The organism is Aeromonas sp. Y289-2 (assembly GCF_027705925.1).
Classification (GTDB): Bacteria; Pseudomonadota; Gammaproteobacteria; order Enterobacterales; family Aeromonadaceae; genus Aeromonas; species Aeromonas veronii.
On the sequence record NZ_JAPDCH010000019.1, the window covers coordinates 12844 to 37639 of the forward strand.

A 24796-nucleotide genomic window follows, 5' to 3' on the forward strand; every position below is an offset into this window, starting at 1 on the left:
GACTGCGCGTGAGTGCGCGCAGCAGATAGGCCATCAAGGCGAGGACGAGCAGCAGATATAGCCAATTCATATCGACTCCATTGAGATAATTAGCTGCGAGAGCCGATGTAAGACCATATCGACTCTGTTGGTGTCATTGACGCTGAAAAGGGTATGTAAAACAGGCGTAAAGGCGCCATAAAGCGCCATGTGGCAGGCGTAAAATCGGCGTAAAGAACGACGGATTTACGAGAGAAATGGCGAGGAGGGATCAAAAACCCGGCCTGAGCCGGGTTTGGGGGAAGGGGTTAGATGGCTGTAGAAGCAGGCTGCTCGTGACAGGCCAACTTCATCTGCCCTTAACGCATAGTGACGAACTCTTCCGCGCTGGTGGGATGAGGCGTAGGAACGCATTTGTTGAAGTTGGCCTGATAATGACAGGCCAACTTCAAACGTACCTATCGCATTGTCACGAACTCTTCAGCACTGGTCGGATGGATAGCCACGCAGTTGTCGAAATCTGCCTTGGTGGCGCCCATCTTCATGGCGACGCCGAAGCCTTGCAGGATCTCGTCCATCGCAAAGCCGATACCATGCAGACCGACCACCTTCTCTTCCGGGCCGACACAGACCAGCTTCATCCGGGTGGGCTGGCGATGCTGGGTCAGTGCCGAGTACATGGCGGTAAACTGGCTGCGGTAGACCTTCACCTGGTCCTCGCCGTATTCGGCGATGGCTTCAGGTTCGGTCAGGCCTATGGTGCCGATGGGCGGGTGGCTGAACACCACGGTCGGCACCAGATCGTAGTTGAGGTGCTCGTTCGGCTTGTTGTTGAACAGCCGTTCGGAGAGGCGACGGCCCGCAGCGACGGCCACCGGGGTGAGCTGGATGCGACCCGTGTTGTCACCCACCGCATAGATGTTGGCGACGGAAGTGTTCTGGAACTTGTCGGTCGGGATAAAGCCCTTCTCGTCCAGCGCGATGCCTGCGGCGGCCAGATTGAGGTTGTCGGTAGCCGGTATCCGGCCGATGGCCCAGATCAGGCAGTCAACGGTGAGGTGGCGACCATCTTCCAGTTGCAGGGTCAGGCTGTTGTCAGCGTTTTTGAGCACGGCTTTGGGAATGGCGTGGGTGTGCAGCTTGGGCCCTTCCTGCGCCATGATTTCGACCAATGTCTCGTGGATCATGGGGTCGAAGTTGCGCAGCGGCGCGTGCTTGCGCACCACCAGATGGGTCTCGGAGCCGAGCGCCTGCATCACGCCAGCGATCTCGACTGCGATGTAGCCCGCACCCACTACGGCAACCCGCTTGGGTTGGCTTTGCAGGTCAAAGAAACCGTCGGAGTCGATACCCAGCTCGGCACCCGGGATCGCCGGAATTTCCGGGCGGCCACCGGTGGCGATCAGGATGTGATCGGCCGTGTAGTGCTCGCCATTAACCTCGATGGTGTTACTGCTGACGAAGCGGGCGAAGCCCTTGATGACGGTGATCTGGTTCTTGCCCAGCACGTTCTGATAGGACTGGTGGATGCGGCCGATGTAGGCCTGGCGGGACTCGACCAGCTTGGCCCAGTTGAAGTGGTTTAGAGTGGTGTCAAAGCCATAGTCGGCGCCATATTTCAGGGCATCGGCGATCTGGCCGGCATACCACATGGCCTTCTTCGGTACGCAGCCTACGTTGACGCAGGTTCCACCCAACTCTTTGGCTTCAATCAGGGCAACTTTCTTACCGTACATGGCAGCCCGGTTGGCCGAGGCGATGCCGCCGCTGCCGCCGCCGATGGCGATATAGTCAAAATGCTGTGCCATTGCGAGGTTCTCCGCTCATTAAGAATGCAATCACAGCATGATGGGGATAAAGCGGCTGGCTCACAAGAGCCAGCGCTCAGTTATGTTGGATCGGCAGGCGAATATGGAACTGGGCGCCCTGGCCCGGTTCGCTGGCACAGCTGATACGGCCTTTCAGCAGTTGCACCACCAGGTTGTAGATGATGTGAGTGCCCAGACCGCTGCCACCCTGACCCCGCTTGGAGGTGACGAAGGGATCGAAGATGCGCGGCAAGATTTCTGGCGGGATGCCGCGGCCGTTGTCCGAATAGTCGATAAACAGCTCCTCTCCCTGCTGTTCCACCTTGATGGTGATCTTCTTCGGTTTGTCCCAGCTGTCGAACCCGTGGTTGATGGAGTTGAGGATCAGGTTCGAGTAGATCTGGGTAAAGCTGCCCGGGAAGGAGAAGATTGACAGCTTGGGATCGCACTGGATATCCACTTCGCACTGGCTCTTCTTCAGTTTGTGGCCAAGCGAGACCACCACCTGATGCAGGTTGTCGGCGAGACTGAAGTTGTAGCGCGCTTCCGATGACTGGTCGACCGCCACCTGCTTGAAGCTGGCAATCAGCTCCGAGGCGCGCCGCAGGTTGCTCTGCAGCAGCTGCATCGACTCGTCGAGGTTGACGGTGAACTCGTTGAGATAGGAGCGCGACAGCTGTTTTGACTCTATATGAGATTTGAAATCGGCAACCCGTTCCTGCAGGTAGGAGGAGGCGGTCACACTGATGCCTATGGGGGTATTGATCTCGTGTGCCACCCCGGCTACCAGCGAGCCGAGGGAGGCCATCTTCTCCGACTCCACCAGGGTTTGCTGGGCCTGTTTCAGGTCGTCGTACGCCTTGCCGAGCTGGTTGTTGGCTTCGCTCAGGCTGCGGGTACGCTCCACCACCTTGCCTTCCAGCTGCTCGTTGAGCTGGATTATCTCCCGCTCGACCTTTTTCAACTGGGTGATGTCGTAGCCGAAGCCGATCTGGTACTTGAGGTTGGGACCATCGTAGAAGGGTACGAAGGTCCACTGCAGTACCAGCTCATGAGCCTGCTGGTCATGCATGATGACCTCTTTGTCTGACAGTGAACCCTCCGCCGCCAGAATATCGTTCAGCTCTTCCCGTTGCGCCGGGCTGACAAAAAGATCCAGCCAGTTGTGCTGCAACAATTCTTGCTGGTGGTAGCCGGTCAGCAGTATGGCTGCCGGGTTGATGCTGGCGATGGTCAAGTCTGGTTCCATGCAGCAGATGACCATGTTGGCGGAGTTGATCAGGGTGGCGGAGAAATCCCGCTCCTGTTGCAGCTGTTCCACCGCCTGATGACGAGCGACCAGCTCATCACGTAGCCGGGTGCGCATCTGGTTGAGGGTGGAGACCAGGGTATCCAGTTCGTCGGGTTTCTTGCGCGGCTGCGGGCGGCCTTCCAGCTCCAGCGCCATGTCGAGCCGATCGAGGTTGAACTTCTGGGCGTAGTTGGCGATGCGGTTGATGTGCCTGACCACCAGATAGTAAATGATGATCAGGATGCAAAATGAGACTACCAGGGTCTTGATGGTCTGGCTGACCATGATCAGCACCGATTTTTCGATGAGGCGCTGGTAGATCTGCTCGAGAGAGGCGGCAACGAACAGCTTGCCGACAATCTCCCCCTGATAGGTGAGGTTGAATTCTCGGGAGATATCATAGCTTTCCCGCTCGACCCCCTGGGTCAGCAGCGGGACTTCGGAGTTGCCGAGCATCTCCTTGACCATCACGAACTGCATGTTGGGCAGGTTCATGATCCCTTCAATTTGCACTTTGACCTGCTCTTCATCCAGGTTCCACAAGCTGGCTGCGATGGGTTGCAGGAACGAGGCCTCGATCTGGCCGATGCTGTCTTCTATGACGGCGACATCCTTGCGGTAATCCCACGCGAGTTGCAGCGCCGTAATGATCATCGCCAATACGGTACTGCAGACCAGAATGTAGGAGAGCAGGCGATATGAGAGTCCGTTGCGGCCTACGGCCCTGGCGGTCTTGGTGAAGAGTCCTGACATGGCGTCCTTGCGGTCTGGATGTGGTGTTTTTTAGTTTAACTGCTTCATGCACTTATGTCGTCTTTCCTGCGAAGCATAAAAAAGGCCCCGTATCGGGGCCTTTGCATGTGATTGATGATTAATGTCCGCCGTTTGCTTTGGGCGGAATGGTTTCATCGAATACCGGCAAGGGTTTGTGCTCGGAAGCCAGATAGGTGTAGATCACCGGCAGCACGAACAGGGTGAACAGGGTACCGATGGCAAGACCTGCCACGATGACGATACCGATACTGAAACGCTGTGCCGCACCGGCGCCAGCGGCGTAGAGCAGCGGGATCAGACCGGCAATCATGGCGGCCGTGGTCATCAGGATCGGACGCAGACGCACCTTGGCAGCCTGCATCACAGCTTCCATCCGGTTCATGCCGCGCAGCAGCTGCTCTTCCTTAGCTACTTCACAGATCAGGATACCGTGCTTGGTAATCAGACCCACCAGAGTGATGAGGCCCACCTGGGAGTAGATGTTCATGGTCGCCATCCCCCATGCCAGGGCAATCAAGGCCCCGCTGATGGCGAGTGGTACAGAGACCATGATGACCAGCGGGTCACGCACCGACTCGAACTGGATTGCCAGCACCAGGAAGATGATTGCCAGTGCCAGCGCGAAGGTGGCATAGAGCGCATTGCCTTCGGTGACGAACTGACGGGCTTCACCCATGAAGTCGTAACGATAGCCTTGCGGCAGCTTCTCGTCGGCGGTGGTCTGGAACCAGTTGATCGCATCACCCATGGCCACGCCCGGAGCCGGAACGGCGCCGATGGTGGCAGAGTTCAGCTGGTTGAAGTGGGGCAGGGCGCGGGGCTCGCCAACCACTTCAATGCTGATCAGGCTGCCGAGCGGGATCGACTTGCCGTCTGCTGCCCGCACGTAATAGCCCTTGATGGACTCCGGATTGAGACGGTATTTGCGCTCGACCTGCGGGATCACCTCGTAGGAGCGGCCATCCAGGTCGATACGGTTGACGTAACCGTCCGCCATCATGGTGCCCATGGTGATACCGATATCCTGCATGGTGATGCCGTAGGCACCCGCCTTGTCCTTGTCGATGCGGATCTTCATGGTGGCGGAGTCGTAGTTCAGATCGAGATCCGAATAGACGAACTGACCGTTACTCTGCGCCGCTGCCAGAATTTCCCCAGCCACCAGGAACAGGCTTTCGAAGCTGTTCGGGGTAGTGATGACGAACTGGATCGGCAGACCACTCGATGCACCCGGCAGTTCCGGGAACTGGAAGGTGGTGATGGCCATACCCGGGATGTCTTTCACCAGATTGGCGACCCGATCCAGTACCTCTTTCTGGCTCGCTTCACGCTGGCTCCAGGGCACCATGGAGGCGATACCGAACGCCTGGTTGGCGTTGAACACCCCTGAGAAGACCTGGGAGAAGGCGATCTCGGGCTGGTCGTCCAGGATCTTGTTCACATCCGCCATGGTGTTTTCGATGTAGTCCAGGTTGGCGTTGGACGGTGCGGTACCCAGCACGGCCATTACCCCCTTGTCCTCTGACGGTGCCAGTTCGCTCGGGATGAACTTGAACAGCAGCGGCAGGCTGGCGAAGACGATGACGGCGAACACCACGATGACGGGGCGCTTTTTCATCACGGCGTGCAGCATGCTGTCGTAGCGATCGGTCATCCGCTCCAGCAGGTGGTGGACTGTGCTCTCGAACTTGCCCGGTTGCTCGTTGGCCTTGAGCATCTTGGAACACATCATCGGGGACAGAGTCAGGGCGATGATGCCCGAGACGAACACGGCGCCAGCCAGCGTCAGGGCAAACTCCTTAAACAGGGAGCCGGTGATACCACCCATCAGGGCGATAGGGGCGTATACCGCCGCCAGAGTAACCGTCATGGCGATAACCGGCACCGCAATTTCACGGGTACCGATAATGGCGGCCCGGAACGGTTCTTCCCCCTCCTTGATATGACGGTCGACGTTCTCCAGCACCACGATGGCGTCATCCACCACCAGACCGATCGCCAGCACCATCGCCAGCAGGGTCATCAGGTTTATCGAGAAGCCGAACATATCCATCATCATCACTACGCCGATAAGACTGAGCGGAATGGTGATGATCGGGATGATGACCGCGCGGAACGAACCGAGGAACAGGGTGATGACCACCAGAACGATGGCGGCTGCCTCCAGGATGGTCTTGATAACCTCGTGGATGGACTCGTTGATCGCCACGGTGGAGTCATACATCACGTTGAGACGCATGGTGCTCGGCATGTTGCGCTCAAGGCTCGGCAGCAACGCCAGCACATCGTGGGCGATGTTGATGGGGTTGGCTGTCGGCGCGGCGTTGACCGCCATGACCACGGCTTCGCGTCCGTTGGCGCTGGCGCGATAGATGTCGTGGCTCTTCTCGAGGGTCACCTTGGCAATGTCGGAAAGGCGGATCACCTTGCCGTCACGGGTAGCAACCACCAGACGCTTCAGCTCGTCGACGTCCTTGACCTGGGTCTCGGCGTTGCCGTTGAACAGGGTAAAGTAACCGGTCGCCTGACCAGTCGCGGACTGATAGTTGTTGCTGTTGAGCACCGTCATCACGTCACTGGCAGTCAGGTTGAAGGCCGCCATCTTGGCCGGATCCAGCCATACCCGCAGGGCAAACTCGACACCACCGTAGAGATCAACCTTGGAGACCCCGCCCACGGTAAAGAGCTGCGGCTTGATAACCCGCTCCAGATAGTCGGTGATCTGGCTGGAATTGAGCTCCGGGCTGGTAAAGCCGAGGTAGAGCACCGCCGTGGTTGAACCGGTGGAGGAGGTGACCGACGGGTCTTCCGCCTCTTTCGGCAACTGGGATCGCACCGAGTTCACCTTCGCCAGGATGTCGGACAGCGCGGCGTTGGGGTCGGTGTTGAGCTTCATGTACGCAGTGATGGTGGAGCTGCCCAGCTGGCTGGAGGAGGTCATGAAGTCGATGTTGTCGGCTTGCGCGACCGCCTGTTCCAGCGGCTGGGTGATGAACCCCTGGATCAGATCAGAACTGGCGCCATAGTAGCCAGTGCTGACGGTGATCACCGTGTTGGTCACCTCGGGGTATTCCCGTACCTGCATCTTGAAGATGGCCTGAAAGCCCAGCAAGGCGATCAGGAAGCTGAGCGAGATCGCCAGCACAGGCCGTTTTATAAATATGTCAGTAAATCGCATCGCAGATCTCCGCGCTTACAGCATCGGGGTTTGTGCCGGAACGGCCAGGGCGTCGTTCTCGACCACATGCACCTTGGTGTCGTTGCTCAGGCGAACCTGACCCGACAGTACGATCTGGTCACCGGCCTGGATGCCGGAGAGCACATGCACATCGTTGCCACGGCGCTCACCGGCCTTGACCACAACCTGCTTGGCTCGCAGCACTTTCACCTTGTTACCCTCTTTGTCGGTCTCTTCGCCCTCTTTGAGCACGTAGACGTTCTGACCGTAAAGGGTGAAGGAGATAGCGCTCTGCGGGATCACGATCTGATCTTTCACCGTCGGCAGAATGATGCTGGCGCGGGCGAACATACCGGAACGCAGCTGACCGTCGTTGTTCGGAATGTCTGCCTGTACCTGGATCAGGCCGCTCTGGAAGTTGACCGCAGGTTCGATGGCGGTGATATGACCGTCAAACTGGGTTTGCGGATAGGCATCCACATTGATCTTGATGGTCTGGCCCAGCTTGATTTTGGAGATATCGGTCTGGGGCACGGTGAAGCGCAGGCGCATCACGCTGGTATCTTCCAGGCGCACGATATCTGTGCCCGGCTGCAGATACTGACCGAGGAACACATTGCGCAGGCCGACCACGCCGCTAAAGGGCGCACGGACTTCACGACGGGCAATGGTCGCCTTCAGACTCTCGATATCTGCTTCCAGCGAGCGATAGGCCGCTTCGGCTTCATCCAGCTGCTCTTTGGAGATGGAGCTGGTCTTGTAGAGGTTCTGGAAACGATCGAACTTGGCTTTTGCCGCTGGCAGCTTGGCCTGGGAGGCGCGCAGATTGGCCCGCTCCACGGTGGAGTCCAGGCTCAGCAGCAGCTGGTCAGCCTTGACCGGTTTGCCTGATTCGAAGGTGATGGCGTCAATGGTACCTGCCAGTTCGGTGGAGAGGGTCACCCCCTGATTCGGCTCGATGAAGCCGATCGCTTCGATGGTCGGTACCCAATCCTGCGCCTTGGTCACCATGGCGGTGACGGGGAATTCGGGTTCCGGCCGGTTGGCCATGTATTGGGCAATCATCTTCTGTTTGAACAAATTGAAGCCGATGACGCTGCCAAACAAGGCGATCGCTATCAGCAACATAATGGCCATCCACTTTTTCATGAACAGGCTCCTGAGGTGGAAAGAATGGGGGATAAAATGGCATTCCAGCTGGCCCGGATCGCGGTTTCCAACTGCGATTCGGTCAGCGTGATGTTGTGCACCCTGCACTGCAGGGCCAGATGCATGACACTGTCCAGACTCAACACCTGGAGTGCCCGTATCGGTAAATCAATAAACAATCCTTGTTCAACGCCCTGTTCAAAAAATCGGTCCAGAGGCTCCCAGGCAGCCAGAATGACAGGATTGGTCTCCAATTCTGCCCCTAGCGGAGAGCTCTCGTACTGCAATTTGCACCGGATAGCGTTGGGTTCGTTAACAAAAATGGCATGAATATTGAGCCATAATTGGCGAAATTGTTGAAATGAAACTTTATCGATTGCTACATCGGCCATGACCATGGGCACACACTGCAAGATAGTGTGCTGGTGCAGTTGCCGGATCAGATCATCCTTGTCGCCGAAGTAACGATAGATGGTGCCGGTGGCAACATTGGCCTTCTTGGCGACTTCCGCAATCGACAGACCATGAAAACCCCGTTCACCCAGCACCTCATGGGCCGCGTTGAAGATGCTCTCTTTTTTATCCAGAATCATCAGTGTGACTTTCGATTGAATGAACGTTCATTCATTCTAGATTGGCATCAAATCAAGTCAAGGCAGCAAGGTGATTTGCGACTGCGATCTGCCCCTTTTCGGCTGTCAGCAGGGGAATAGTGGAAGAAAAGTGCGCAATGTGCTTGAAAAAACAACGAACAGTGTTTCGGTGACAGAAAAGTGTAGACAAACCAGCAACCATCATTAATAATGCGCCCCGTTCGACAGCGTGGCGCCCGTAGCTCAGCTGGATAGAGCGCTGCCCTCCGGAGGCAGAGGTCACAGGTTCGAATCCTGTCGGGCGCACCATCAAAAGTGCGTCGGTTAAACGGGCGTTGTTGTGGAACGAAAACAGCTGTGGTGGCTGTAGCTCAGTTGGTAGAGTCCCGGATTGTGATTCCGGTTGTCGTGGGTTCGAGCCCCATCAGCCACCCCATTTTACAGCTTGTCAGGTACGCGAAGGTGGCGGAATTGGTAGACGCGCTAGCTTCAGGTGTTAGTGCCCCCCGGGTGTGAGGGTTCGAGTCCCTCTCTTCGCACCATACTTGCTGTATGACGAGGATGACCATGAGGTCGTCTTTGTTTTTTTGAAGTAAACTATTTTGAAAGAAATAGCCTCGGTGATTAGCGCAGTCCGGTAGCGCATCTGGTTTGGGACCAGAGGGTCAAAGGTTCGAATCCTTTATCACCGACCACATTTAGAAAAACCTCGCTTAGGCGGGGTTTTTTGCTTTCCGGCCTCCGCCGTGCCAGTACTCTCTCCCTGTTACGTCTGTTTACACTCTATTTGGGCAGCGCGCCCCGCCTTTCGGTTATGCTTCAGCCTCGAGTCACTGACAACCGGATGTCATCGGCCCATTTCAGGCATTTTTCCATGAATAACAAAATTTCCTTTGCTTGCTCTCCCGCCCTGCTGGCTGCCTTGCTGCTGGGTGGCTGTACCATCAAGCCGCCATCCACCGATGTGATGATGGGCTCCATTGCATCACAACCGCAGGAGGAGCGCTCTCTCTCCCCCTTGCTGACCAGCGGTGATTTTTGCGTTGCGGTGTCCCAACAGAAGGTGTTGGCACAACCTTGCAGCGGAAAAGACGATCAACTGTTCGAGTGGGATCTGGGTGAGTTGCGCCTGCAGGATCTCTGTTTGCAAGCCAAAAACGACAGCGAGTTGATGCTGGCACCCTGTGACGGTCAGGCACAGTGGGAGTGGCAGAAAGACAAGCTGTTCAACAGCAAGGTTTCCCGCTGCCTCGATGTGGCCGGGCGACGCCATACCCCCGGCACGCCGCTGCGGCTGGCCGAATGCTACGGTGGAGCGAACCAGAGCTTCAGCTGGCAGCGGCCCAATCCCTGGCTGGAAACCCTGAAAAAACAAAGCCTCACATGGTGAGGCTTTGCTGAATCGGATGTCGGGATGAAGAGGATCAGGCAGCGCTGACGCTCTCCAGCTCGAACAGCTTCTCCAGATAGACGGCGACGCCATCTTCATCGGAGGTGAGGGTCTGCTCATACTCCGGCAGCGCCATTTTCAGGCGGTCATGGGCGTTGCCCATCACGATGCCGCGTCCCACCATGGTCAACATCTCGAAGTCGTTCATGCCATCGCCGAAGGCGATCGCCTCCGACATGTCGAACCCGTTCTGCTCCAGCACGGCTCGCACAGCATTGCCCTTATGCACCCCGGCGTGCATCACTTCGAGGCAGTCCGGCAGGGAGAAGGTGACGTTGAGCTGATCGCCGTAGCGCTGGTTGAGGTGTGCCTCGATCTTCAGCAGCTTCTCGTGGTCGCCGATGTAGAACACCTTGTTGATCTGCTCTTTCGGTTCCTGTTTCAGGTCATCGACCAGACGGTAGGTGAACCCTGACTCGTCGTGGAACTGCAGCAGCCAGGGCAGTTCCTCTTCCACCACCCAGTCATCACCCTGATAGACATTGAGGTGGATAGAGGGGTCGCGCTCCAGGGCAATCAGTTCGGCGGCGATCTCGGTCGGCAGCGGCTGGTTGAAAATCAGCTGATCCTGTTTGTCATGGACCACGGCGCCATTGGAGGTAATGAGGTAGATGTCCATCCCCAGCGCATCGCGGAAGCTGCGTACGTCAACGTGATGACGGCCGGTGGCGACCACGAATTTCACACCTTGTTCTACCAGGCGGTGCAGGGTATCCCGGGTACGGGGAGAGATCTGGTGCTGCTTGTTGAGCAGAGTGCCATCGAGATCGGATACAACTACCTTGAACATCATTACCTCGGCATCGATTGAAAACAGGGGCAGTTTACCTTAGCCCGCACTGTCACCCCATTTATTTAGGGTTACAAAAAATAGCCAGCTCAGAAGCGGGCGAAAAAGTCGACCATCGCGGTCAGGGCGGGCTGGCGCTTGTCATCGGATTCGATAAACAGCTCGTGCCAGGCACCCTCGATGCGCAGTGGTTTGCCCCCTTCGCACTTGGCAATGGTGCAGAAGCGATCCTGCGCGGCATTGTCCACCACGCTGTCGTTGCCAGCTTGCAGCACCAGCAGCGGGGTTTTGATGGCGCCCGCATCGGCAATGGCGGCATCGGCACCTGTGATCCCCTGATAAATCCAGTGGGCGGTGGCGCCACCCAGCTTGATCTGCGGGTGCTGCTCGTAGATTTGGCGGAAGGCCTGATAGCGGGGCTGGCTGTGAGTCAGTTCGTTATCGGCAAAGCCGTGATCCTGATAGGCGCCCTGACCGGGGCCGTAGGGAGGTTCGCCAATCCAGCCGCCGACCGTGCCTATGGTGCTCGCCAATCCCTTGGCCAGCCACTTGGGCAGACCGCCGAGATTGATGCCCAGCATGGGGGAGGAGAGCACGGCTGCCTTGATATCATCGGGCCAGCGCTCCAGATAGCGGGCCGAGATGGCGCCGCCCATGGAGTGGGCCAGCAGGAACAGCTTGGCAGGCTGGTCCGCCATGATGATCTGGTCGTAAAACTGCTTGAGATCGACCACATAATCGTCGAACTGGTCGACATATCCCTTCTGCGGGTCATTCAGCATCCGGCCAGACATCCCCTGACCGCGATGGTCGATGAGATAGAGGCTGTAGCCCTGACGCCAGAGATCCCACGCCAGCTCCTGATACTTGAGGTAGCTCTCGACCCTGCCATTGACGATCAGGATGGCGCGATCAACCTTCTCCTGCCGCAGCGCAGCATAGCGGATGGTCACCCCATCCTTGCCCTTGAACTCTCCTTCCACCGCATGCTGGCGCCAGAAGTCGGGCAGGGTTTGCTGGTAGAGGCTGGGTACATCGGCTTCGCTGGTGAGCTGATAGGTATTGGTCACGGCAAGGGCTCCGGCAGAAAACAGGGTCAGGGCCAACAGGGAAAGAGAGAGGGGTTTCATCAGGCACACTCCTGCTGCCAATGGTGATAAAGGGCGGCGATATCCCCCGAGCAGAGTAGCGCCATGCTGGCTTGCAAGCGGGGCAGGGGCCAGTCCCACCACTGCATCTCTTGCAGCATGAGGATCTGCTCATCGCTGAAACGGCGGCGGATCGGTTGGGCCGGGTTGCCGCCGACTATGGTGTAAGGGGCCACATCCTTGGTCACCACGGCGCGGGTGGCGATGACGGCGCCGTCACCTATGGTGATGCCGGGCATGATCATCGCTTCCGAGCCGATCCAGACATCGTTGCCAATCCGGGTATCCCCCTTGCGCAGAAAGCCGCTGCGGGCCCCTTCGCCAAAGGTGTCGGGGTTGAACGGGAAGGTGGAAACCCAATCCAGCCGGTGGCCCTGATTGCCCGCCAGCATGAAGGTGGCGCCCGAGCCGATGGAGCAGAACTTGCCGATGATCAGCCGATCCACCTCGCCCCAGAGGCCGCTCTCCCAGGTGTTGCGGGTCGAGCCATCGCCGAGCAGGTAACGGACGCAGTGATCCTCGAACGGCTTGCCGTGGTAGTAGCCGGAGTAGTAGCTGTAGTCGCCGGCCTCTATGTTCGGGTTGGTCAGGTGATCCCGAATGATTTGCGATTCCAGCCAGCTGCCAAAAGGGTTCTCCATCACTCCTCCTGCGGATCGTCCTGTTCGTTCTGCTGCGCCCAACCTTTGCGGGTCAGCTGCATCCGTTGCCACCACTCTTCGTCCGCCAGAATTTCACCTGCCGGGCCGAGCTGGGGGTAGGACATCTCTTTCTCTTTGCAGAGTTGGGCATAGATAGGATAACCCCCCTCGAACAGGATGCTGTTCTGCTCCTCCAGCGTGAGCGGGCAGCCGCGCTGATAGCAACCGGCCAGCTCGCGCTGACGCTGGGCTTCGTAGAGGATGGCGGCAGCAGCCACCGAGACGTTGAGGGACTGCACCATGCCGACCATGGGAATGACGATATGGTGGTCGGCCAGCGCCAGCGCCTCTTCACCGATGCCGTGCTTTTCCTGACCCACCAGAATGGCGGTCGGTTTGGTGTAGTCGATGGCGCGAAAATCGACCGAGCTGTCAGATAGATGGGTCGCCAGGATCTGCATGCCTGAAGCTTTCAGCTCGGCAACGGCTGTGCCGATATCCGGGTGCAGTTTTACATCCACCCAGTTCTGGCTGCCGCGGGCGGTGCCTTTGCGTTTGTGGATCCAGGTTTTGGGCCAGACGGCGTGTACCCGGTGGATGCCGATGGCATCGGCGGTACGCACGATAGCGGCCAGATTGTGAGGTTTATGGACCTCTTCCATGCAGACGGTCAAATCGAGCTGACGCTGGGCCAGCATATCGGTGATGCGCTTGAAGCGTTCGGGGGTCATGGCTTGTCTCTATAAAAGCAGCAGGCGGCTTGCGCCGCCTGTGTTCAGTTCTTCTGTCGGCTCACCTTGAGCACGTTGGGCATGACGCGGATCTTGCGCATGATGTTGGCCAGGTGGATGCGGCTCTTGGTGGTGATGAGCAGGCTGACCTGATAGACCCGGCCATCCTTCTCTTCGGTGCTGATGGCGTGAATATTGGCGCCGGTGGCGGCAATCACGTTGGCCAGCTCGGCCAGCGCACCCTGATGGTTGACGATCTCGATGCTGATGCCGGTGCGGAACTCCTGTTCCTGCTCCTTGTCCACCTCCCACTGCACCGGCAGGTACTTGTCCGGTTCCTTACTGTAGCCCTTGATGTTGCGGCAGGCTTCCTGGTGGATCACCAGACCCTTGCCCGGACTGATATGGGCGATGATGGCATCCCCCGGGATCGGACGGCAGCAGTTGGCGAAGGTGACCAGCATGCCGTCGGCACCCTTGATCGGCATCTTCTTGCTGCTGGTTTTGGGCTGCTCTTCCGGCGGTAGTTCATCCCCCAGCATGCGGCGTGCCACCATGACGCTCATGGCGTTGCCGAGGCCCACATCGGCCAGCAGCCCCTGCAGGTTCTCATGCTTGGTATCGGCCAGCACCTGCTTGATGCGCGGCTCGGGGATGTCTTCGATATTCTTGGCGCCCAGCGCATGGTTGAGCAGGCGGCGACCCAGCACCACCGACTCTTCAGTGCGCAGGTTCTTGAGGAACTGGCGGATCTTGGAGCGAGCCTTGGTGGTCACCACGAAGTTGAGCCAGGCCGCGTTGGGACGGGCGCCCGGTGCCGTGATGATCTCCACCGTCTGGCCCGAGTGCAGCGGGCTGCTGAGCGGATAGGGGTGGCGGTCGACCCGCGAACCGACGCAGGCGTGGCCGATGTCGGTGTGCACCGTATAGGCAAAGTCCACCGGCGTGGCGCCAGCGGGCAGCTCCATGATGCGTCCTTCCGGCGTGAACACGTAGATCTCGTCGGGGAAGAGGTCGGTCTTGACCCCTTCGATAAATTCAAACGAGCTGCCGGCGCTCTGTTGCAATTCCAGCAGGCTCTGCATCCAGCGCTGGGCGCGGATCTGGGCAGTGGTGCCCGAACTGTCGCCATCCTGCTTGTAGGCCCAGTGGGCGGCAACCCCTTTGTCGGCCATCTGATCCATGAACTCGGTGCGAATTTGCACCTCCACCGGTACCCCGTGAGGCCCCACCAGAGAGGTGTGCAGCGACTGGTAGCCGTTGGTCTTGGGGATGGCGATGTAATCCTTGAAGCGGCCGGGGCGCGGCTTGTAGAGGCTGTGCATCTGCCCCAGCACCCGGTAACAGGTATCTATGTCCTTCACCTTGACCCGAAAGGCGTAGATATCCATTACCTCATGAAATTGCAGCTCTTTTTTCTCCATCTTGTTGTAGATGGAGAAGAGATTCTTCTCGCGGCCACTGACCTGATGCTCGATCCCCGCCTCCTTCAGACGACCGCTGATTTCGCTCTGGATGGAGTCGATGATTTCGCGGCGATTGCCACGGGCGCGGCGTACCGATTCGCGCAACACGCGGGATCGCATGGGATAGAGCGCCTCGAAACCCAGCTCTTCCAGCTCGTTCTTCATGGTGTGAATACCGAGGCGGTTGGCGATGGGGGCGAAGATTTCGAGGGTTTCCCGGGCTATGCGGCGACGCTTGTCAGGGCGCAGCGAGCCCAGGGTGCGCATGTTGTGGGTGCGGTCGGCCAGCTTGATCAGAATGACCCGGATATCCTGGGTCATTGCCATCACCATCTTGCGGAAGTTCTCGGCCTGCGCCTCTTTGCGATCGCGAAATTTCAGCTTGTCGAGCTTGGAGACCCCGGCCACCAGTTCTGCAACCGCATTGCCAAACTGTTCGGCCAGATCGGCCTTGGTGACAGAGGTGTCTTCGATGACGTCGTGCAGCACGGCGGCCATCAGGGTTTCATGATCGAGGCGCATGTCACCCAGGATTCGGGCAACGGCAACAGGGTGGGTGATGTAGGGTTCGCCACTGGAACGCATCTGGCCCTGATGGGCATCACGGGCCACCACATAGGCTTGCTTGAGCTTCTCAACCTGCTCTGGTGGCAGGTAGGAACTGGCTATTTCTTTAAGGTTTTCAAATAAATACAAGACAGTCCCCGCAGCGGTGAAACGGCAATTCGTGGAATTGAGGGTATAGCCCTGAGTTTGCGAGGTTTTCGAGCGGTTGTAAATGGGGATGAACAGTCGGCACCCGGGCGGGTGCCAACCGGAGGAATAACTTAACCGCGGCCTTCGGCGATGGCAGCAACGGCAGCCAGCTCGGCGGCTTCCTGCTCTTGCTGTTCGTAGCGGTCCTGGGTGTCCATCACTTGATTGTTCACCAGACCCAGCTCGATCTCACGCAGGGCGATCACAGTCGGCTTGTCGTTCTCTTCGTCGACCAGGGGATCTTTGCCTTGTACCGCGATTTGACGAGCGCGGCGCGCGGCGACCAGCACCAGGTCAAAACGGTTACCTACCTGTTTTACAGCATCTTCTACAGTAACGCGTGCCATGCAGGACTCCAGTGTTTGGGCTTTCTGTATTTTAGAAAAGCAGTGTTTAAAAATGACGCAAAAGTTTACTTGTTTTTGGCTTACTCTGCCAGTAGCTGTTGCAGCAAGTTTTTTTGAGCCTGTTGCTGGTGACGCATCTCCAGCCGTTGGCACTCAATAATGGACCTGAGCTGGAACAGCGCCTGCTCGAAGTCTTCATTGATAATGACATAGTCATACTCGTCGTAGTGCACCATTTCGGCAATGGCTTTCGCCATCCGGCCGGCAATCACTTCGGCGCTGTCCTGACCGCGCCCAATCAGGCGGCGTTCCAGCTCTTCGCGGCTGGGGGGCAGGATGAAAATGGATTTGGTCGGCATCTGCTCGCGGATCTGGCGGGCACCTTGCCAGTCGATGTCGAGGAATACGTCGATCCCCTTGGCCAGACAGGCTTCGATGGCGGCGCGTGAGGTGCCGTAGTAGTTGCCGAACACTTCGGCCCACTCCAGAAAATCACCGCGTTCGATCAGCGCCTTGAACTCTTCCACCTGGACGAAGTGGTAGTGGACGCCGTGCTCTTCGCCCGGGCGGGTGGCGCGAGTGGTGTGGGAAACCGACAGCTGCATCTTGCCCGCAGCGTTATGTTGGGTCAGCAAGGCATTGAGCAGACTGGATTTACCCGCGCCGCTCGGAGAAGAGATGATATAGAGAGTGCCTTGTTGCGCCATATTATTACCTTTAATCGAAACCGCTGTTTTGGTTGTAGCAGAGACCGCCGTCTTGTGCCCGAAAGGGAGACAGCCAAACGCAAAACGCGGAAAATTCTTGAGTCAGGAGGATGTAAAGGCGGCGAATTTTACCAGAATGCGGCGAATAAAAAAACGGCCGGAATCATATTCCAGCCGATCAAAGTATTCGTAGCTTGCTGCGGGAGCGTAACCCACATCAGCCTGCATTGTGCCTTTGGCTGAGGGCAGAGGCTATCAGGTTATCCCTGCCTGATGGCTCGGAATTCCCGAGGTGCCCTGTCACTACGGCAGTTGACGATCTGCACAGAGCCGATCGAACGCGGCGGTCACCTGCTCGCTGGTGATTTTTCGCATGGCCTCGGGGTCTTTGAGACGGGTGCGCCAGCTCAATTCGGCCAGCGGCTTGCCGGTCTCCTGCTCGACCAGCTCCTGATAGACGCTGACCACGTAGTCGCGGCACAGATATGGGCCGGTGCGGGCCGGATTGTGGTGGGCATAGAGGCCGATCACCGGCGTGCCCACTATGGTGGCCATATGGGTTGGGCCAGTATCGGGGGCCATCACCAGACTCGCCTCGCCAATCAGTGCCAATAACTGCTTGAGGTTGGTCTGTCCCACCAGATCGACCGGCTTGCTCTGGCTTAAACGCTGGATGTCGGCGGCCAGATCCCGCTCCAGCTTGGCCGGCCCGCCACAGAGATAAACCTGAAAGCCCTTGCTGGTGGCGTGATCCGCCAGCACGGCATAGCCTGCGGCCGTCCAGTTCTTGAAGGCCTTGCTGGCTGCGGCGCAGATCAGCAGGGTCGGTTTGCCGCCAATCTTCTCCCTTGCCCACGCCTGATGTTCGGCGCTGATGGGCAGTTGCCAGTCCGGGGTCAGATCCTTGATGCCGAGCTCTTTGGCGAAAGCGAGGAAACCGTCCAGCACATGGGGGGAGGCAGGCGAAGGCACCTTGTGGTTGGTGAACAGCCACTGGCCGTCGTTGGCCCGTTCCCGATCAAACCCGAGTTTGACCTTGGCGCTGATGCCGAGGGTGGCGATGCTGGCCCGCATCGCCGCCTGCAGGTGGAGCAGGGCATCGAATTTGCGCCCCTTGAGGGTCTGCCAGAGATCGCGATAGCCGCGCCACCCCTTGCTCTTGTCGAAGGGGATCACCTCGACGCCGGGAAGATCGGCAAACAGGGTTGCCTCGATTTTGCCGGTGATCCAGGTGATGCGGGTCTGTGGCCACTCCCGCTGGATGACGCGCACCAGCGCCAGTGCGTGGCAGCAATCCCCGATGGCGGAGAGCCGCAGGATGCAGATGGAGGAGGGGGGCGTTTGAAATAGCGGCATGTTGTGGCGCACGGCTGGCAAAAAGGGTGGATGGCATTATGCAAACTCCCCTCTGGATTGTAAAATTGCGCACAATCGTCAGCCGGGATAGGCCGGGCCCATGCGCCATGACCTGTTTCTGCACGTCGTTGATTAAAGGCCACTATTGCGGGCATGCCAGAGCGGCAGCCTCATCGCCAATTGAAAAATTGCGATCCATGACCCACCGAGCGGGATCTCCACGATGCGAGTACAGACCGAACACAACCAGATCTGCTGGTATGCCGAAGGGGCCTTTCGCGACCCCTCTCCCCAGTTATTCGATCCTGCCTGGTGGCAGAACAACCGTCAGGTGGTGGGGACCTCCATCGGACGGGGAGTGACCTGGTTCGTCAAGGATGAGTCCCGCCATCTGGTGCTGCGCCACTACTATCGCGGCGGCATGGTGGGCAAGGTGGTGCGGGATCGCTTCTGGTTCGAAGGGGTCGAGTCGAGCCGTGCCATGGCCGAATACACCCTGCTGGCCAAGCTGTGTGAGCTGGGGTTGCCGGTGCCGCGTCCGTTTGGTGCCCGCATGGTCAAACAGGGCCCATTCTATCGTGCCGATATCCTGATTGAGCGAATTCGCGGTGCCAAGGATATGGTGGCGCTGCTCAAGCAGGGGTCGGTGGCGACCGAGGTATGGCACAAGATAGGCCAGACGGTGCGCCAGCTGCACGATGCCGGGGTCTATCACGCCGATCTCAACAGCCACAACCTGCTGCTCGATAAAGAGGGCAAGGTGTGGGTGATCGATTTTGACAAGGGTGCGATCCGCTCCCCCGGCGAATGGCAGAAGGCCAATCTGGAACGCTTGCTCCGTTCATTCAATAAAGAGTCTCAACTGCATACCAGTTTCCACTTCGTACCGGAGAACTGGCAGACCTTGATGAACGGGTATCAGGGAAAAGCACTCTGACCCTGTTGCTCGGCGTGAACGCCAATGTTACTTATTGAGCAGGTATTCAGATCCTGTTTCGAGGCGCCCCATGGAAATGCTCAAGACACCTTTGGTCGATGTGACTGCCCGGCTTGATCCGGGTCTGCTGTCTGATGCCATGGCGCTGCTGGAGGCGGGGATCTGGAGCTGGTCAGCCCAACATGGACTGCAGCGTGATCCCTCCTGCCTGCGCCTGTTGGGATTGGGAGAGTGCTGGCCGGATGATCTCGGCTGGCTGGATCGGGTTCATCCCGACGATGTTGCCCGGCTGGAGGATGCCCTGCTCGCCTGCCAGAGCGGCCGCAGCAGCGGTCTGCGCCTCGAATACCGCATTCTGCATCATCACGGTCACTACATCCGGCTGGAAGAGCGGATGCGTCGCGATGAGCGGGGGTATCTGCTGGGGGTTGTCCGTCACCTCGATCCCGCTGCCGTGCTGGTGGAGGAGCGACATGGCACCGATCCGCTGACCGGACTGGAGAGCCGTGGCCGTTTCGAGCAACTGCTTGAAGAGCGGCTGGCGACCGAGAGCGGCACTTTCAGTCTGCTGCAGTTTTCGGTCGATCACATGGCCAAAATCCAGCAGTTGTTTGGTGAAGCGGCTTGCGACGCCATGCTGGCCAAGCTGGCGCGTATCGTGCGCCACGAGCTGCGGCGGGAAGATCCCTTCGCCCGCTGGGATGAGGACGGTTTTATCCTGATGCTCTCCCAGACCGAGCGGATGAGTGCGCTGGAGATCGCCGAGCGGCTGCGCCTCGAGATTGCCGATGCCAGCCTGCTGTCACAGCGGCCGGTCACCGTCAGCATCGGGCTGGTGCAGAGTCAGGCTGGCGAGCAGCTCGATCATCTGCTGGCCCGGCTGGCCAGCTGTCACAGTCAGGCCAGACGGGAGCACAACACCGTCGTCGGCTGAGTGTGGTCAGGGTTGGCCGCGCTTGTCACGCTGGCAGATCCAGAGCGAGGCCAGCATCAGCAGGCCGCCGATGGTCAGTCGGGTCAGGTCGGTATCCTTGCCCCAGAGCAGCAGATTGACCAGCAAGCCGGCCGGAATGAGCGCATTGTTCATGATGGCCAGCACCCCGCTGGTGACCAGCGTCGCCCCCTTGTTCCAGAGGAAGTAGCCGAGGCCGGAGGCACCCACCCCCAACCAGAGCAGAATGCCCCACTGCAACCCTGACGTTGGGTATTGCGGCTTGCCCAGCAGCCACCAGGCGGGCAATGCGATCGCCAGCGCTCCCAGATAGAAGCAGCCGAACACCGCCATTTGCGGCGGTTGCTCCGCCTCCCGTGCCAGCAGTACCTTGTAGCCCACTTGACCCAGGGCGAAACAGAGGTTGGCCCCCTGCACCACCAGAAATCCCAGCACATAACTTTCGGTCAGGCCGTCGAAACGGATGACGGCAGCCCCGAGCACCGCCAGCAGGGCGCCCCACAGATAGGTGGGCTTGAAGCGCCCTTCCAGCAGGTCGTGCAGCAGGGTGACGTAGATGGGGGTGAAGATGGTAAAGACCAGCACTTCCGGCACCGTCAGCAGCAGGAAGGAGTGGTAGTAGAAGAGATACATGATGCCGAGCTGGATGGCGCCCAGCGCCATCAGCTTGGCCGCCAGATCGGGGCGCAGCCAGCGGCGGCGCAGGAAGGGGAGAAACACCAGACTGGCGAGGGCGATGCGGGTCAGCACCGAGAAGTAGGCATCGACCTGACCAGCGAGGTAGACCCCGATCAGGCTGAAGGAGAATGACCAGAGCAGGGTGACCCCTATCAAGTAGTTCATGTGTTTGATTTATCGTCAGTTGTCAATTTTGAGGGGGCTATGATGGCCGAGATGGAAGCGGCAATCCAGCGTTTATGGGCGCGATTGCCACAGGTCGGAGCATTTTCCTTTACCGCCAGCAATGGCGAGGGGTCGGCGACCGACTGGAGTGGTCGGGGCGAGGGGCGTGTGCAGGTGACCGCTCATCAGGGAGGCTGGCTGTTTAACGAGCAGGGCCGTTACATCACGCCTCATGGCAGGGAGCTCGCCATGCACAACTGCTTCTGGTGGCAGCGCAGCGAACGGGGGATCCGTCTCTCCCATCTGCGTTATCAAGCGCCGGTCGAACTGTTCGAGCTGCTGCCGCAGGGGGATGGCCGCTGGCTGACCGCCGAGCCCCATATGTGCGGGGCGGATCACTACAGCGCCGAGTTGACCGAGATAGACGGCGGTTTTCTACTGAGCTGGCAGATCACCGGGCCGCGCAAGAACGAGCGACTCAGCTATCGCTATCTGGTCTGACGCCGGCTGGCAGGCATAAAAAAACCGGCGCAGAGCGCCGGTAGCGGGGGACAAATCGGAGGTTTTTTAAAACAGTCCCAAAAACAGGAGAGATAGACTCTCGTCACACATTCAGAGATGGACTTCAGGCATTCAGGGCATAGCTCAGCATGGCTTGCAGCTTGCTATCGAAGAACCAGGGCAGCAGTACCATCAGCAAGCCCAGGATCCCGGCCAGCCGCTGGCGATACTGCCAGCCGGCAATCAGTACCAGACCACCGCACAGTGTGGTCAGGATGCCTGACATAGGGAGACCTCGCGCTGCATGCGACGCTGTTGCGCCCACTGGTTCATGGCGACCGAGCCGAGGATCAGGGCCAGGGCCACGCCGGTGGTGGGGTGGATCTGCTCGCCGAGGAACAGGGCACCCAGCATCACGCCGAACAGCGGTACCAGATAGTTGCTGAAGGAGGCGAACGTCGGGCCGGCCTTCTGGATCAGCGCCATGTAGAGGAAGTAGACCAGACCGGTACAGAGGGTACCCAGCACGGTAATCGCGCTCAGGGCCTGGGTGCTCGGCAGGGTCAGGCTGCCGAGATCAACCATGAAGGGAGCGACCAGCAGCAACTGGATTGCCGAGGAGATCAGGATATTGCGGGCGACCACGACCGGATGGTCCTTGGCGAAGCGCTTGATCATCAGCAGGCCGATGGCGAAGCAGCTGGCACCCAGCAGGATGGCCATGGCACCGAGCAGACCGGCGTTCATGCCCTGGGAGAGTTTCGGCCAGAACAGGGTGAGTACACCGGCAAAGCCGATGATCACGGAAAGCAGACCGGTTTTGGTGATTCTTTCACCAGAAATAAACAGCGGTGCAGCCAGAATGGTCACAAACGGGATACAACCCATGACCACGGCGGCGATTGCGCTATCCACATACTGTTGGCCCCAGGCGACCATGATGAAGGGGATGGTGGCATCCAGCAGGGCGATCAGCATATAGGTGCGCCACGGGGTGTGCTCACTCTTGAGCCGCATGAACAGGCAGAGCAGACCCAGGGTCAGGCTGCCGCACAGGGCACGACCGGCAGCCACCAGAATGGGGGGCAACTCGGCAACGGCCTGGTGCATGAAAATGAATTGGGAACCCCACAGCAGGCCAATGGCCAGCAATAACAGATAGCTACGCATTTGAATCTCCGATGTATTAAGCCAGCGCATTCTAGGCAATCTGTTACTATGGTAAAAATGAATTGTTGGCATTTAACTATGGCTAATATCGATGGATAGCTCGCTCGCCCGTCTTGACCTCAACCTGCTCGCCGTATTCGACATGCTGATGCAGGAACGCAATGTCACCCGTGCCGCCGAACGGCTGCATCTCTCCCAATCCACCGTCAGTCACGCCTTGGGGCGGCTGCGAGTGGCGCTGGATGACCCGCTGTTCGTGATGAGTCGGCGCGAGATGATGCCGACCGAGCGGGCCAAGGCGCTTGCCGGGCCGGTGCGCCAGGCGCTGGCGATGCTGGAGCAGGGATTGCGGCAGGCCAAGGGGTTTGATCCAGCTACTGCGCGGCGGATTTTCCGCATCGCCACCCCGGGCTCAGTGGAGCACGGGCTGGTGCCGGTGCTGGTGGAGAGGCTCCATCGGCAGGCCCCTCACTGTCGGCTTGAGGTGTGCGAGCTGGCCGACAGCGACTACGAGCGGGAGCTGGAGAAGGGGGAGCTGGATCTGGTGATCGGTTTCGCCGGGGCGAATCACCTCTCACCCCGCTTGTGGCGGGAGGAGTGGTTCAACAACCCGCTGGTCTGCCTGTCGCCACTCGGTAGCGAGTTGCCCGATGTGCTGACCCCGGTCGAGCTGGTGAGCCGCCCCCACATCCACACCTCCAGCTGGGGTCACAGTCAGGCGATGGTGGAGCTCTGGCTGGCCCGTTTCGGGGTGGAGCGGGAGCTGGGCGTGCGGTTGCCGAGCTTTATGGCGGTGCCGCCGCTGATGGCGACCGGCCGCTATCTGGTGGTGGTGCCCGAGATGATCGGACGCCACTTCTGCCGCTACTACCCGCTGCGGATGCACCAGCTCGACCCCGCCATCCCCATCGTCTACCTGATGGCGGGGCACCCGCTGACCGCCCATGACGAGGCGATCGGCTGGTTCAAGAGCCTGCTGCACCAGCTGGTGTTCGACCTCTATGGCGACGATGCACTCGGTACTCCCGCTCAGCGGATGCTGGCGAAGTAGTCGAGCCCCATGGCGCTTTTCACCTCCGCCAATACCTCATCGGTGATGATGCGAGCCTGCTCGGTGCCCTGATAGAGCAGCTCCAGCAGCATCTTCTTGTCGGCGATGGCTGCGGCACGGCGCTCCCGCATCGGGGCGAGCAGGGTTTGCAGGCAGTCATTGAGCACCTGTTTGCAGCGCATGTCCCCCAGTCCACCGCGTCGGTAGTGGGCCTTCATCTCGGCGACCAGCGCCTTGTCGGGGTGGAAAGCATCGAGATAGGCGAACACCGTATTTCCCTCCACCTGACCCGGATCGCTCACCTTGAGGTGGTTGGGGTCGGTATACATGGCGAACACCGCCTGTTTGACCTCTTCCGCCGACATGCCGAGTTCTATGGTGTTGCCGAGGGATTTGGACATCTTGGCCTTGCCGTCGATGCCGGGCAGGCGGCCAGTGTCGCTCAGGATCGGCTGGCACTCGGTCAGCACCTCTTTGCCTACCAGTGAGTTGAAGCGGCGGACGATTTCGTTGGTCTGCTCCAGCATCGGCAGCTGATCTTCCCCGACCGGCACATGGCTGGCGCGAAAGGCGGTGATGTCGGCGGCCTGACTCACCGGATAGACCAGAAAACCGGCTGGCAGCGTGCGTTCGAACCCTTTTTGCTGGATCTCTGCCTTGACGGTGGGGTTGCGCTCCAGCCGGGCGACGCTGACCAGATTGAGGTAGTAGCAGGTGAGTTCGGCGAGGGCGGGCAGGGCGCTTTGCAAACAGAAGGTGGTCTTGGCCGGGTCGAGGCCGACCGCCAGATAGTCTGCCATTACCTCCAGCACATTGTCGGTCACCTTGGCCGGGTTGTGGCCGTTGTCGGTCAGCGCCTGCAGATCGGCGATCATCACGAATTGACGGTAGTGGTGCTGGGCGTCGACGCGCTGGCGCAGGGAGCCGACATAGTGGCCGATGTGCAGTTTGCCGGTGGGACGATCGCCAGTCAGGATTACGGGGTTGTGCATGTCACTCTCTCCAGTTGGGTGAGCCGGGAGGCGACAAAGGGATAAAAACAGCTGACCGCCTCTCGGCGGTCACGGTGTTTTCTTTGGGAAATTTACAATAGAAACGCGGTGCCGCCTGTTTAAGAGCAGCACCACCAGTAGTTGTGATTGAATGCGGTCATGTTCATAGCAAATCAAACTACGCCG

Annotated in this window: 22 protein-coding genes and 4 tRNA genes; 9 read left to right on the forward strand and 17 right to left on the reverse strand. The window is 59.1% G+C overall.

Features of this window, described 5'->3' with window-relative positions:
- Positions 1–437: 437 nt before the first annotated feature.
- From gorA to OKC43_RS19750, 5 genes are all read right to left on the reverse strand, one after another.
- Complete coding sequence (gorA, locus tag OKC43_RS19730; RefSeq protein WP_236272351.1) at positions 438–1787, reverse strand: glutathione-disulfide reductase; 1350 nt, start codon at positions 1785–1787, stop codon at positions 438–440.
- Between the two features lie 76 nt (positions 1788–1863).
- Positions 1864–3831, reverse strand: coding sequence for an ATP-binding protein (locus tag OKC43_RS19735; protein ID WP_236272352.1), 1968 nt, complete (start codon positions 3829–3831; stop codon positions 1864–1866).
- Between the two features lie 118 nt (positions 3832–3949).
- A complete protein-coding gene (locus OKC43_RS19740; protein WP_005355755.1) occupies positions 3950–7030 on the reverse strand; it encodes a multidrug efflux RND transporter permease subunit in 3081 nt (1026 codons plus the stop codon).
- A gap of 15 nt (positions 7031–7045) precedes the next feature.
- Positions 7046–8179, reverse strand: coding sequence for an efflux RND transporter periplasmic adaptor subunit (locus OKC43_RS19745; RefSeq protein WP_005339268.1), 1134 nt, complete (start codon positions 8177–8179; stop codon positions 7046–7048).
- Positions 8176–8772, reverse strand: a complete 597-nt coding sequence (locus tag OKC43_RS19750) for a TetR/AcrR family transcriptional regulator (protein ID WP_201954387.1) — start codon at positions 8770–8772, stop codon at positions 8176–8178. Before OKC43_RS19750 ends, OKC43_RS19745 begins: the two co-directional genes overlap by 4 nt.
- 232 nt (positions 8773–9004) lie before the next feature.
- On the opposite strand from OKC43_RS19750, the gene OKC43_RS19755 reads away from it, so the two are divergent.
- From OKC43_RS19755 to OKC43_RS19775, 5 genes are all read left to right on the forward strand, one after another.
- Positions 9005–9081: transfer RNA gene (locus tag OKC43_RS19755), tRNA-Arg, on the forward strand.
- A gap of 51 nt (positions 9082–9132) precedes the next feature.
- Positions 9133–9208, forward strand: a tRNA-His gene (locus OKC43_RS19760).
- A 20-nt stretch (positions 9209–9228) separates the two neighbouring features.
- A tRNA-Leu gene (locus tag OKC43_RS19765) sits at positions 9229–9314 on the forward strand.
- Positions 9315–9390: 76 nt separating this feature from the next.
- Positions 9391–9467 (forward strand) — tRNA-Pro (locus tag OKC43_RS19770).
- A 179-nt stretch (positions 9468–9646) separates the two neighbouring features.
- Positions 9647–10162: a ricin-type beta-trefoil lectin domain protein gene (locus OKC43_RS19775; protein WP_113740712.1), complete on the forward strand. Its 516-nt coding sequence runs from the start codon at positions 9647–9649 to the stop codon at positions 10160–10162.
- A gap of 34 nt (positions 10163–10196) precedes the next feature.
- Here OKC43_RS19775 and OKC43_RS19780 read toward each other — a convergent pair whose 3' ends face one another.
- The 8 genes from OKC43_RS19780 to OKC43_RS19815 all read right to left on the reverse strand — a co-directional run bounded on the left by OKC43_RS19780 (position 10197) and on the right by OKC43_RS19815 (position 18164).
- Positions 10197–11012 carry a Cof-type HAD-IIB family hydrolase gene (locus OKC43_RS19780; RefSeq protein WP_005339262.1) on the reverse strand — a complete coding sequence of 272 codons (816 nt, stop codon included), beginning with the start codon at positions 11010–11012 and terminating at the stop codon, positions 10197–10199.
- Positions 11013–11101: 89 nt separating this feature from the next.
- Complete coding sequence (locus tag OKC43_RS19785) at positions 11102–12142, reverse strand: alpha/beta fold hydrolase (RefSeq protein WP_236272353.1); 1041 nt, start codon at positions 12140–12142, stop codon at positions 11102–11104.
- Positions 12142–12801: a CatB-related O-acetyltransferase gene (locus tag OKC43_RS19790; protein WP_236272354.1), complete on the reverse strand. Its 660-nt coding sequence runs from the start codon at positions 12799–12801 to the stop codon at positions 12142–12144. The genes OKC43_RS19785 and OKC43_RS19790 overlap by 1 nt, the downstream gene beginning before the upstream one ends.
- Positions 12801–13532: a tRNA (guanosine(18)-2'-O)-methyltransferase TrmH gene (trmH, locus tag OKC43_RS19795; RefSeq protein WP_236272355.1), complete on the reverse strand. Its 732-nt coding sequence runs from the start codon at positions 13530–13532 to the stop codon at positions 12801–12803. Before trmH ends, OKC43_RS19790 begins: the two co-directional genes overlap by 1 nt.
- A gap of 44 nt (positions 13533–13576) precedes the next feature.
- A complete protein-coding gene (spoT, locus tag OKC43_RS19800) occupies positions 13577–15694 on the reverse strand; it encodes a bifunctional GTP diphosphokinase/guanosine-3',5'-bis pyrophosphate 3'-pyrophosphohydrolase (RefSeq protein WP_005339255.1) in 2118 nt (705 codons plus the stop codon).
- 131 nt (positions 15695–15825) lie between these two features.
- On the reverse strand, positions 15826–16101 hold the full coding sequence (gene rpoZ / locus OKC43_RS19805; RefSeq protein WP_005307060.1) for a DNA-directed RNA polymerase subunit omega: 276 nt from the start codon (positions 16099–16101) through the stop codon (positions 15826–15828).
- An 80-nt stretch (positions 16102–16181) separates the two neighbouring features.
- Complete coding sequence (gmk, locus tag OKC43_RS19810; protein WP_005357125.1) at positions 16182–16808, reverse strand: guanylate kinase; 627 nt, start codon at positions 16806–16808, stop codon at positions 16182–16184.
- Positions 16809–17111: 303 nt separating this feature from the next.
- Positions 17112–18164, reverse strand: a complete 1053-nt coding sequence (locus OKC43_RS19815) for a glycosyltransferase family 9 protein (RefSeq protein WP_236272356.1) — start codon at positions 18162–18164, stop codon at positions 17112–17114.
- A gap of 223 nt (positions 18165–18387) precedes the next feature.
- Between OKC43_RS19815 and OKC43_RS19820 the strand changes: the two genes are divergently transcribed.
- Positions 18388–19101, forward strand: coding sequence for a 3-deoxy-D-manno-octulosonic acid kinase (locus OKC43_RS19820; RefSeq protein ID WP_236272357.1), 714 nt, complete (start codon positions 18388–18390; stop codon positions 19099–19101).
- Between the two features lie 70 nt (positions 19102–19171).
- Entirely contained in the window at positions 19172–20035 is an 864-nt protein-coding gene (locus OKC43_RS19825) for a GGDEF domain-containing protein (RefSeq protein WP_040069586.1), read from the forward strand.
- 6 nt (positions 20036–20041) lie between these two features.
- Here the strand turns inward: OKC43_RS19825 and OKC43_RS19830 are convergent, their stop codons facing one another.
- Positions 20042–20896 (reverse strand): carboxylate/amino acid/amine transporter, encoded by an 855-nt coding sequence (locus OKC43_RS19830; RefSeq protein ID WP_139405249.1) that lies wholly within the window; start codon positions 20894–20896, stop codon positions 20042–20044.
- A gap of 42 nt (positions 20897–20938) precedes the next feature.
- Between OKC43_RS19830 and OKC43_RS19835 the strand changes: the two genes are divergently transcribed.
- Positions 20939–21397 (forward strand): DUF6314 family protein, encoded by a 459-nt coding sequence (locus OKC43_RS19835; protein WP_180342841.1) that lies wholly within the window; start codon positions 20939–20941, stop codon positions 21395–21397.
- 124 nt (positions 21398–21521) lie between these two features.
- Here the strand turns inward: OKC43_RS19835 and OKC43_RS19840 are convergent, their stop codons facing one another.
- Positions 21522–21683 carry a hypothetical protein gene (locus tag OKC43_RS19840; RefSeq protein WP_005339236.1) on the reverse strand — a complete coding sequence of 54 codons (162 nt, stop codon included), beginning with the start codon at positions 21681–21683 and terminating at the stop codon, positions 21522–21524.
- Positions 21668–22567, reverse strand: a complete 900-nt coding sequence (locus OKC43_RS19845) for a DMT family transporter (RefSeq protein ID WP_005357113.1) — start codon at positions 22565–22567, stop codon at positions 21668–21670. Before OKC43_RS19845 ends, OKC43_RS19840 begins: the two co-directional genes overlap by 16 nt.
- Before the next feature lie 91 nt (positions 22568–22658).
- On the opposite strand from OKC43_RS19845, the gene OKC43_RS19850 reads away from it, so the two are divergent.
- On the forward strand, positions 22659–23618 hold the full coding sequence (locus OKC43_RS19850) for a LysR family transcriptional regulator (protein ID WP_005357110.1): 960 nt from the start codon (positions 22659–22661) through the stop codon (positions 23616–23618).
- Here the strand turns inward: OKC43_RS19850 and trpS are convergent.
- The gene (trpS, locus tag OKC43_RS19855) at positions 23597–24610 is read right to left on the reverse strand and encodes a tryptophan--tRNA ligase (protein WP_144716025.1); all 1014 of its coding nucleotides are present in this window, start codon (positions 24608–24610) and stop codon (positions 23597–23599) included. The genes OKC43_RS19850 and trpS overlap by 22 nt on opposite strands.
- Positions 24611–24796 lie beyond the last annotated feature (186 nt).

Bases quoted from the DNA above. Each gene is read 5' to 3' on its own strand.
- OKC43_RS19775 (WP_113740712.1), top strand. From the start codon at position 9,647: ATGAATAACAAAATTTCCTTTGCTTGCTCTCCCGCCCTGCTGGCTGCC.
- OKC43_RS19735 (WP_236272352.1), bottom strand. From the start codon at position 3,831: ATGTCAGGACTCTTCACCAAGACCGCCAGGGCCGTAGGCCGCAACGGA.
- OKC43_RS19850 (WP_005357110.1), top strand. From the start codon at position 22,659: ATGGATAGCTCGCTCGCCCGTCTTGACCTCAACCTGCTCGCCGTATTC.
- OKC43_RS19745 (WP_005339268.1), bottom strand. From the start codon at position 8,179: ATGAAAAAGTGGATGGCCATTATGTTGCTGATAGCGATCGCCTTGTTT.
- OKC43_RS19785 (WP_236272353.1), bottom strand. From the start codon at position 12,142: ATGAAACCCCTCTCTCTTTCCCTGTTGGCCCTGACCCTGTTTTCTGCC.
- trpS (WP_144716025.1), bottom strand. From the start codon at position 24,610: ATGCACAACCCCGTAATCCTGACTGGCGATCGTCCCACCGGCAAACTG.
- OKC43_RS19750 (WP_201954387.1), bottom strand. From the start codon at position 8,772: ATGATTCTGGATAAAAAAGAGAGCATCTTCAACGCGGCCCATGAGGTG.
- OKC43_RS19740 (WP_005355755.1), bottom strand. From the start codon at position 7,030: ATGCGATTTACTGACATATTTATAAAACGGCCTGTGCTGGCGATCTCG.
- OKC43_RS19825 (WP_040069586.1), top strand. From the start codon at position 19,172: ATGGAAATGCTCAAGACACCTTTGGTCGATGTGACTGCCCGGCTTGAT.
- OKC43_RS19835 (WP_180342841.1), top strand. From the start codon at position 20,939: ATGGCCGAGATGGAAGCGGCAATCCAGCGTTTATGGGCGCGATTGCCA.
- gmk (WP_005357125.1), bottom strand. From the start codon at position 16,808: ATGGCGCAACAAGGCACTCTCTATATCATCTCTTCTCCGAGCGGCGCG.
- OKC43_RS19830 (WP_139405249.1), bottom strand. From the start codon at position 20,896: ATGAACTACTTGATAGGGGTCACCCTGCTCTGGTCATTCTCCTTCAGC.
- OKC43_RS19815 (WP_236272356.1), bottom strand. From the start codon at position 18,164: ATGCCGCTATTTCAAACGCCCCCCTCCTCCATCTGCATCCTGCGGCTC.
- gorA (WP_236272351.1), bottom strand. From the start codon at position 1,787: ATGGCACAGCATTTTGACTATATCGCCATCGGCGGCGGCAGCGGCGGC.
- OKC43_RS19845 (WP_005357113.1), bottom strand. From the start codon at position 22,567: ATGCGTAGCTATCTGTTATTGCTGGCCATTGGCCTGCTGTGGGGTTCC.
- rpoZ (WP_005307060.1), bottom strand. From the start codon at position 16,101: ATGGCACGCGTTACTGTAGAAGATGCTGTAAAACAGGTAGGTAACCGT.
- trmH (WP_236272355.1), bottom strand. From the start codon at position 13,532: ATGACCCCCGAACGCTTCAAGCGCATCACCGATATGCTGGCCCAGCGT.
- OKC43_RS19790 (WP_236272354.1), bottom strand. From the start codon at position 12,801: ATGGAGAACCCTTTTGGCAGCTGGCTGGAATCGCAAATCATTCGGGAT.
- OKC43_RS19780 (WP_005339262.1), bottom strand. From the start codon at position 11,012: ATGTTCAAGGTAGTTGTATCCGATCTCGATGGCACTCTGCTCAACAAG.
- OKC43_RS19840 (WP_005339236.1), bottom strand. From the start codon at position 21,683: ATGTCAGGCATCCTGACCACACTGTGCGGTGGTCTGGTACTGATTGCC.
- OKC43_RS19820 (WP_236272357.1), top strand. From the start codon at position 18,388: ATGCGAGTACAGACCGAACACAACCAGATCTGCTGGTATGCCGAAGGG.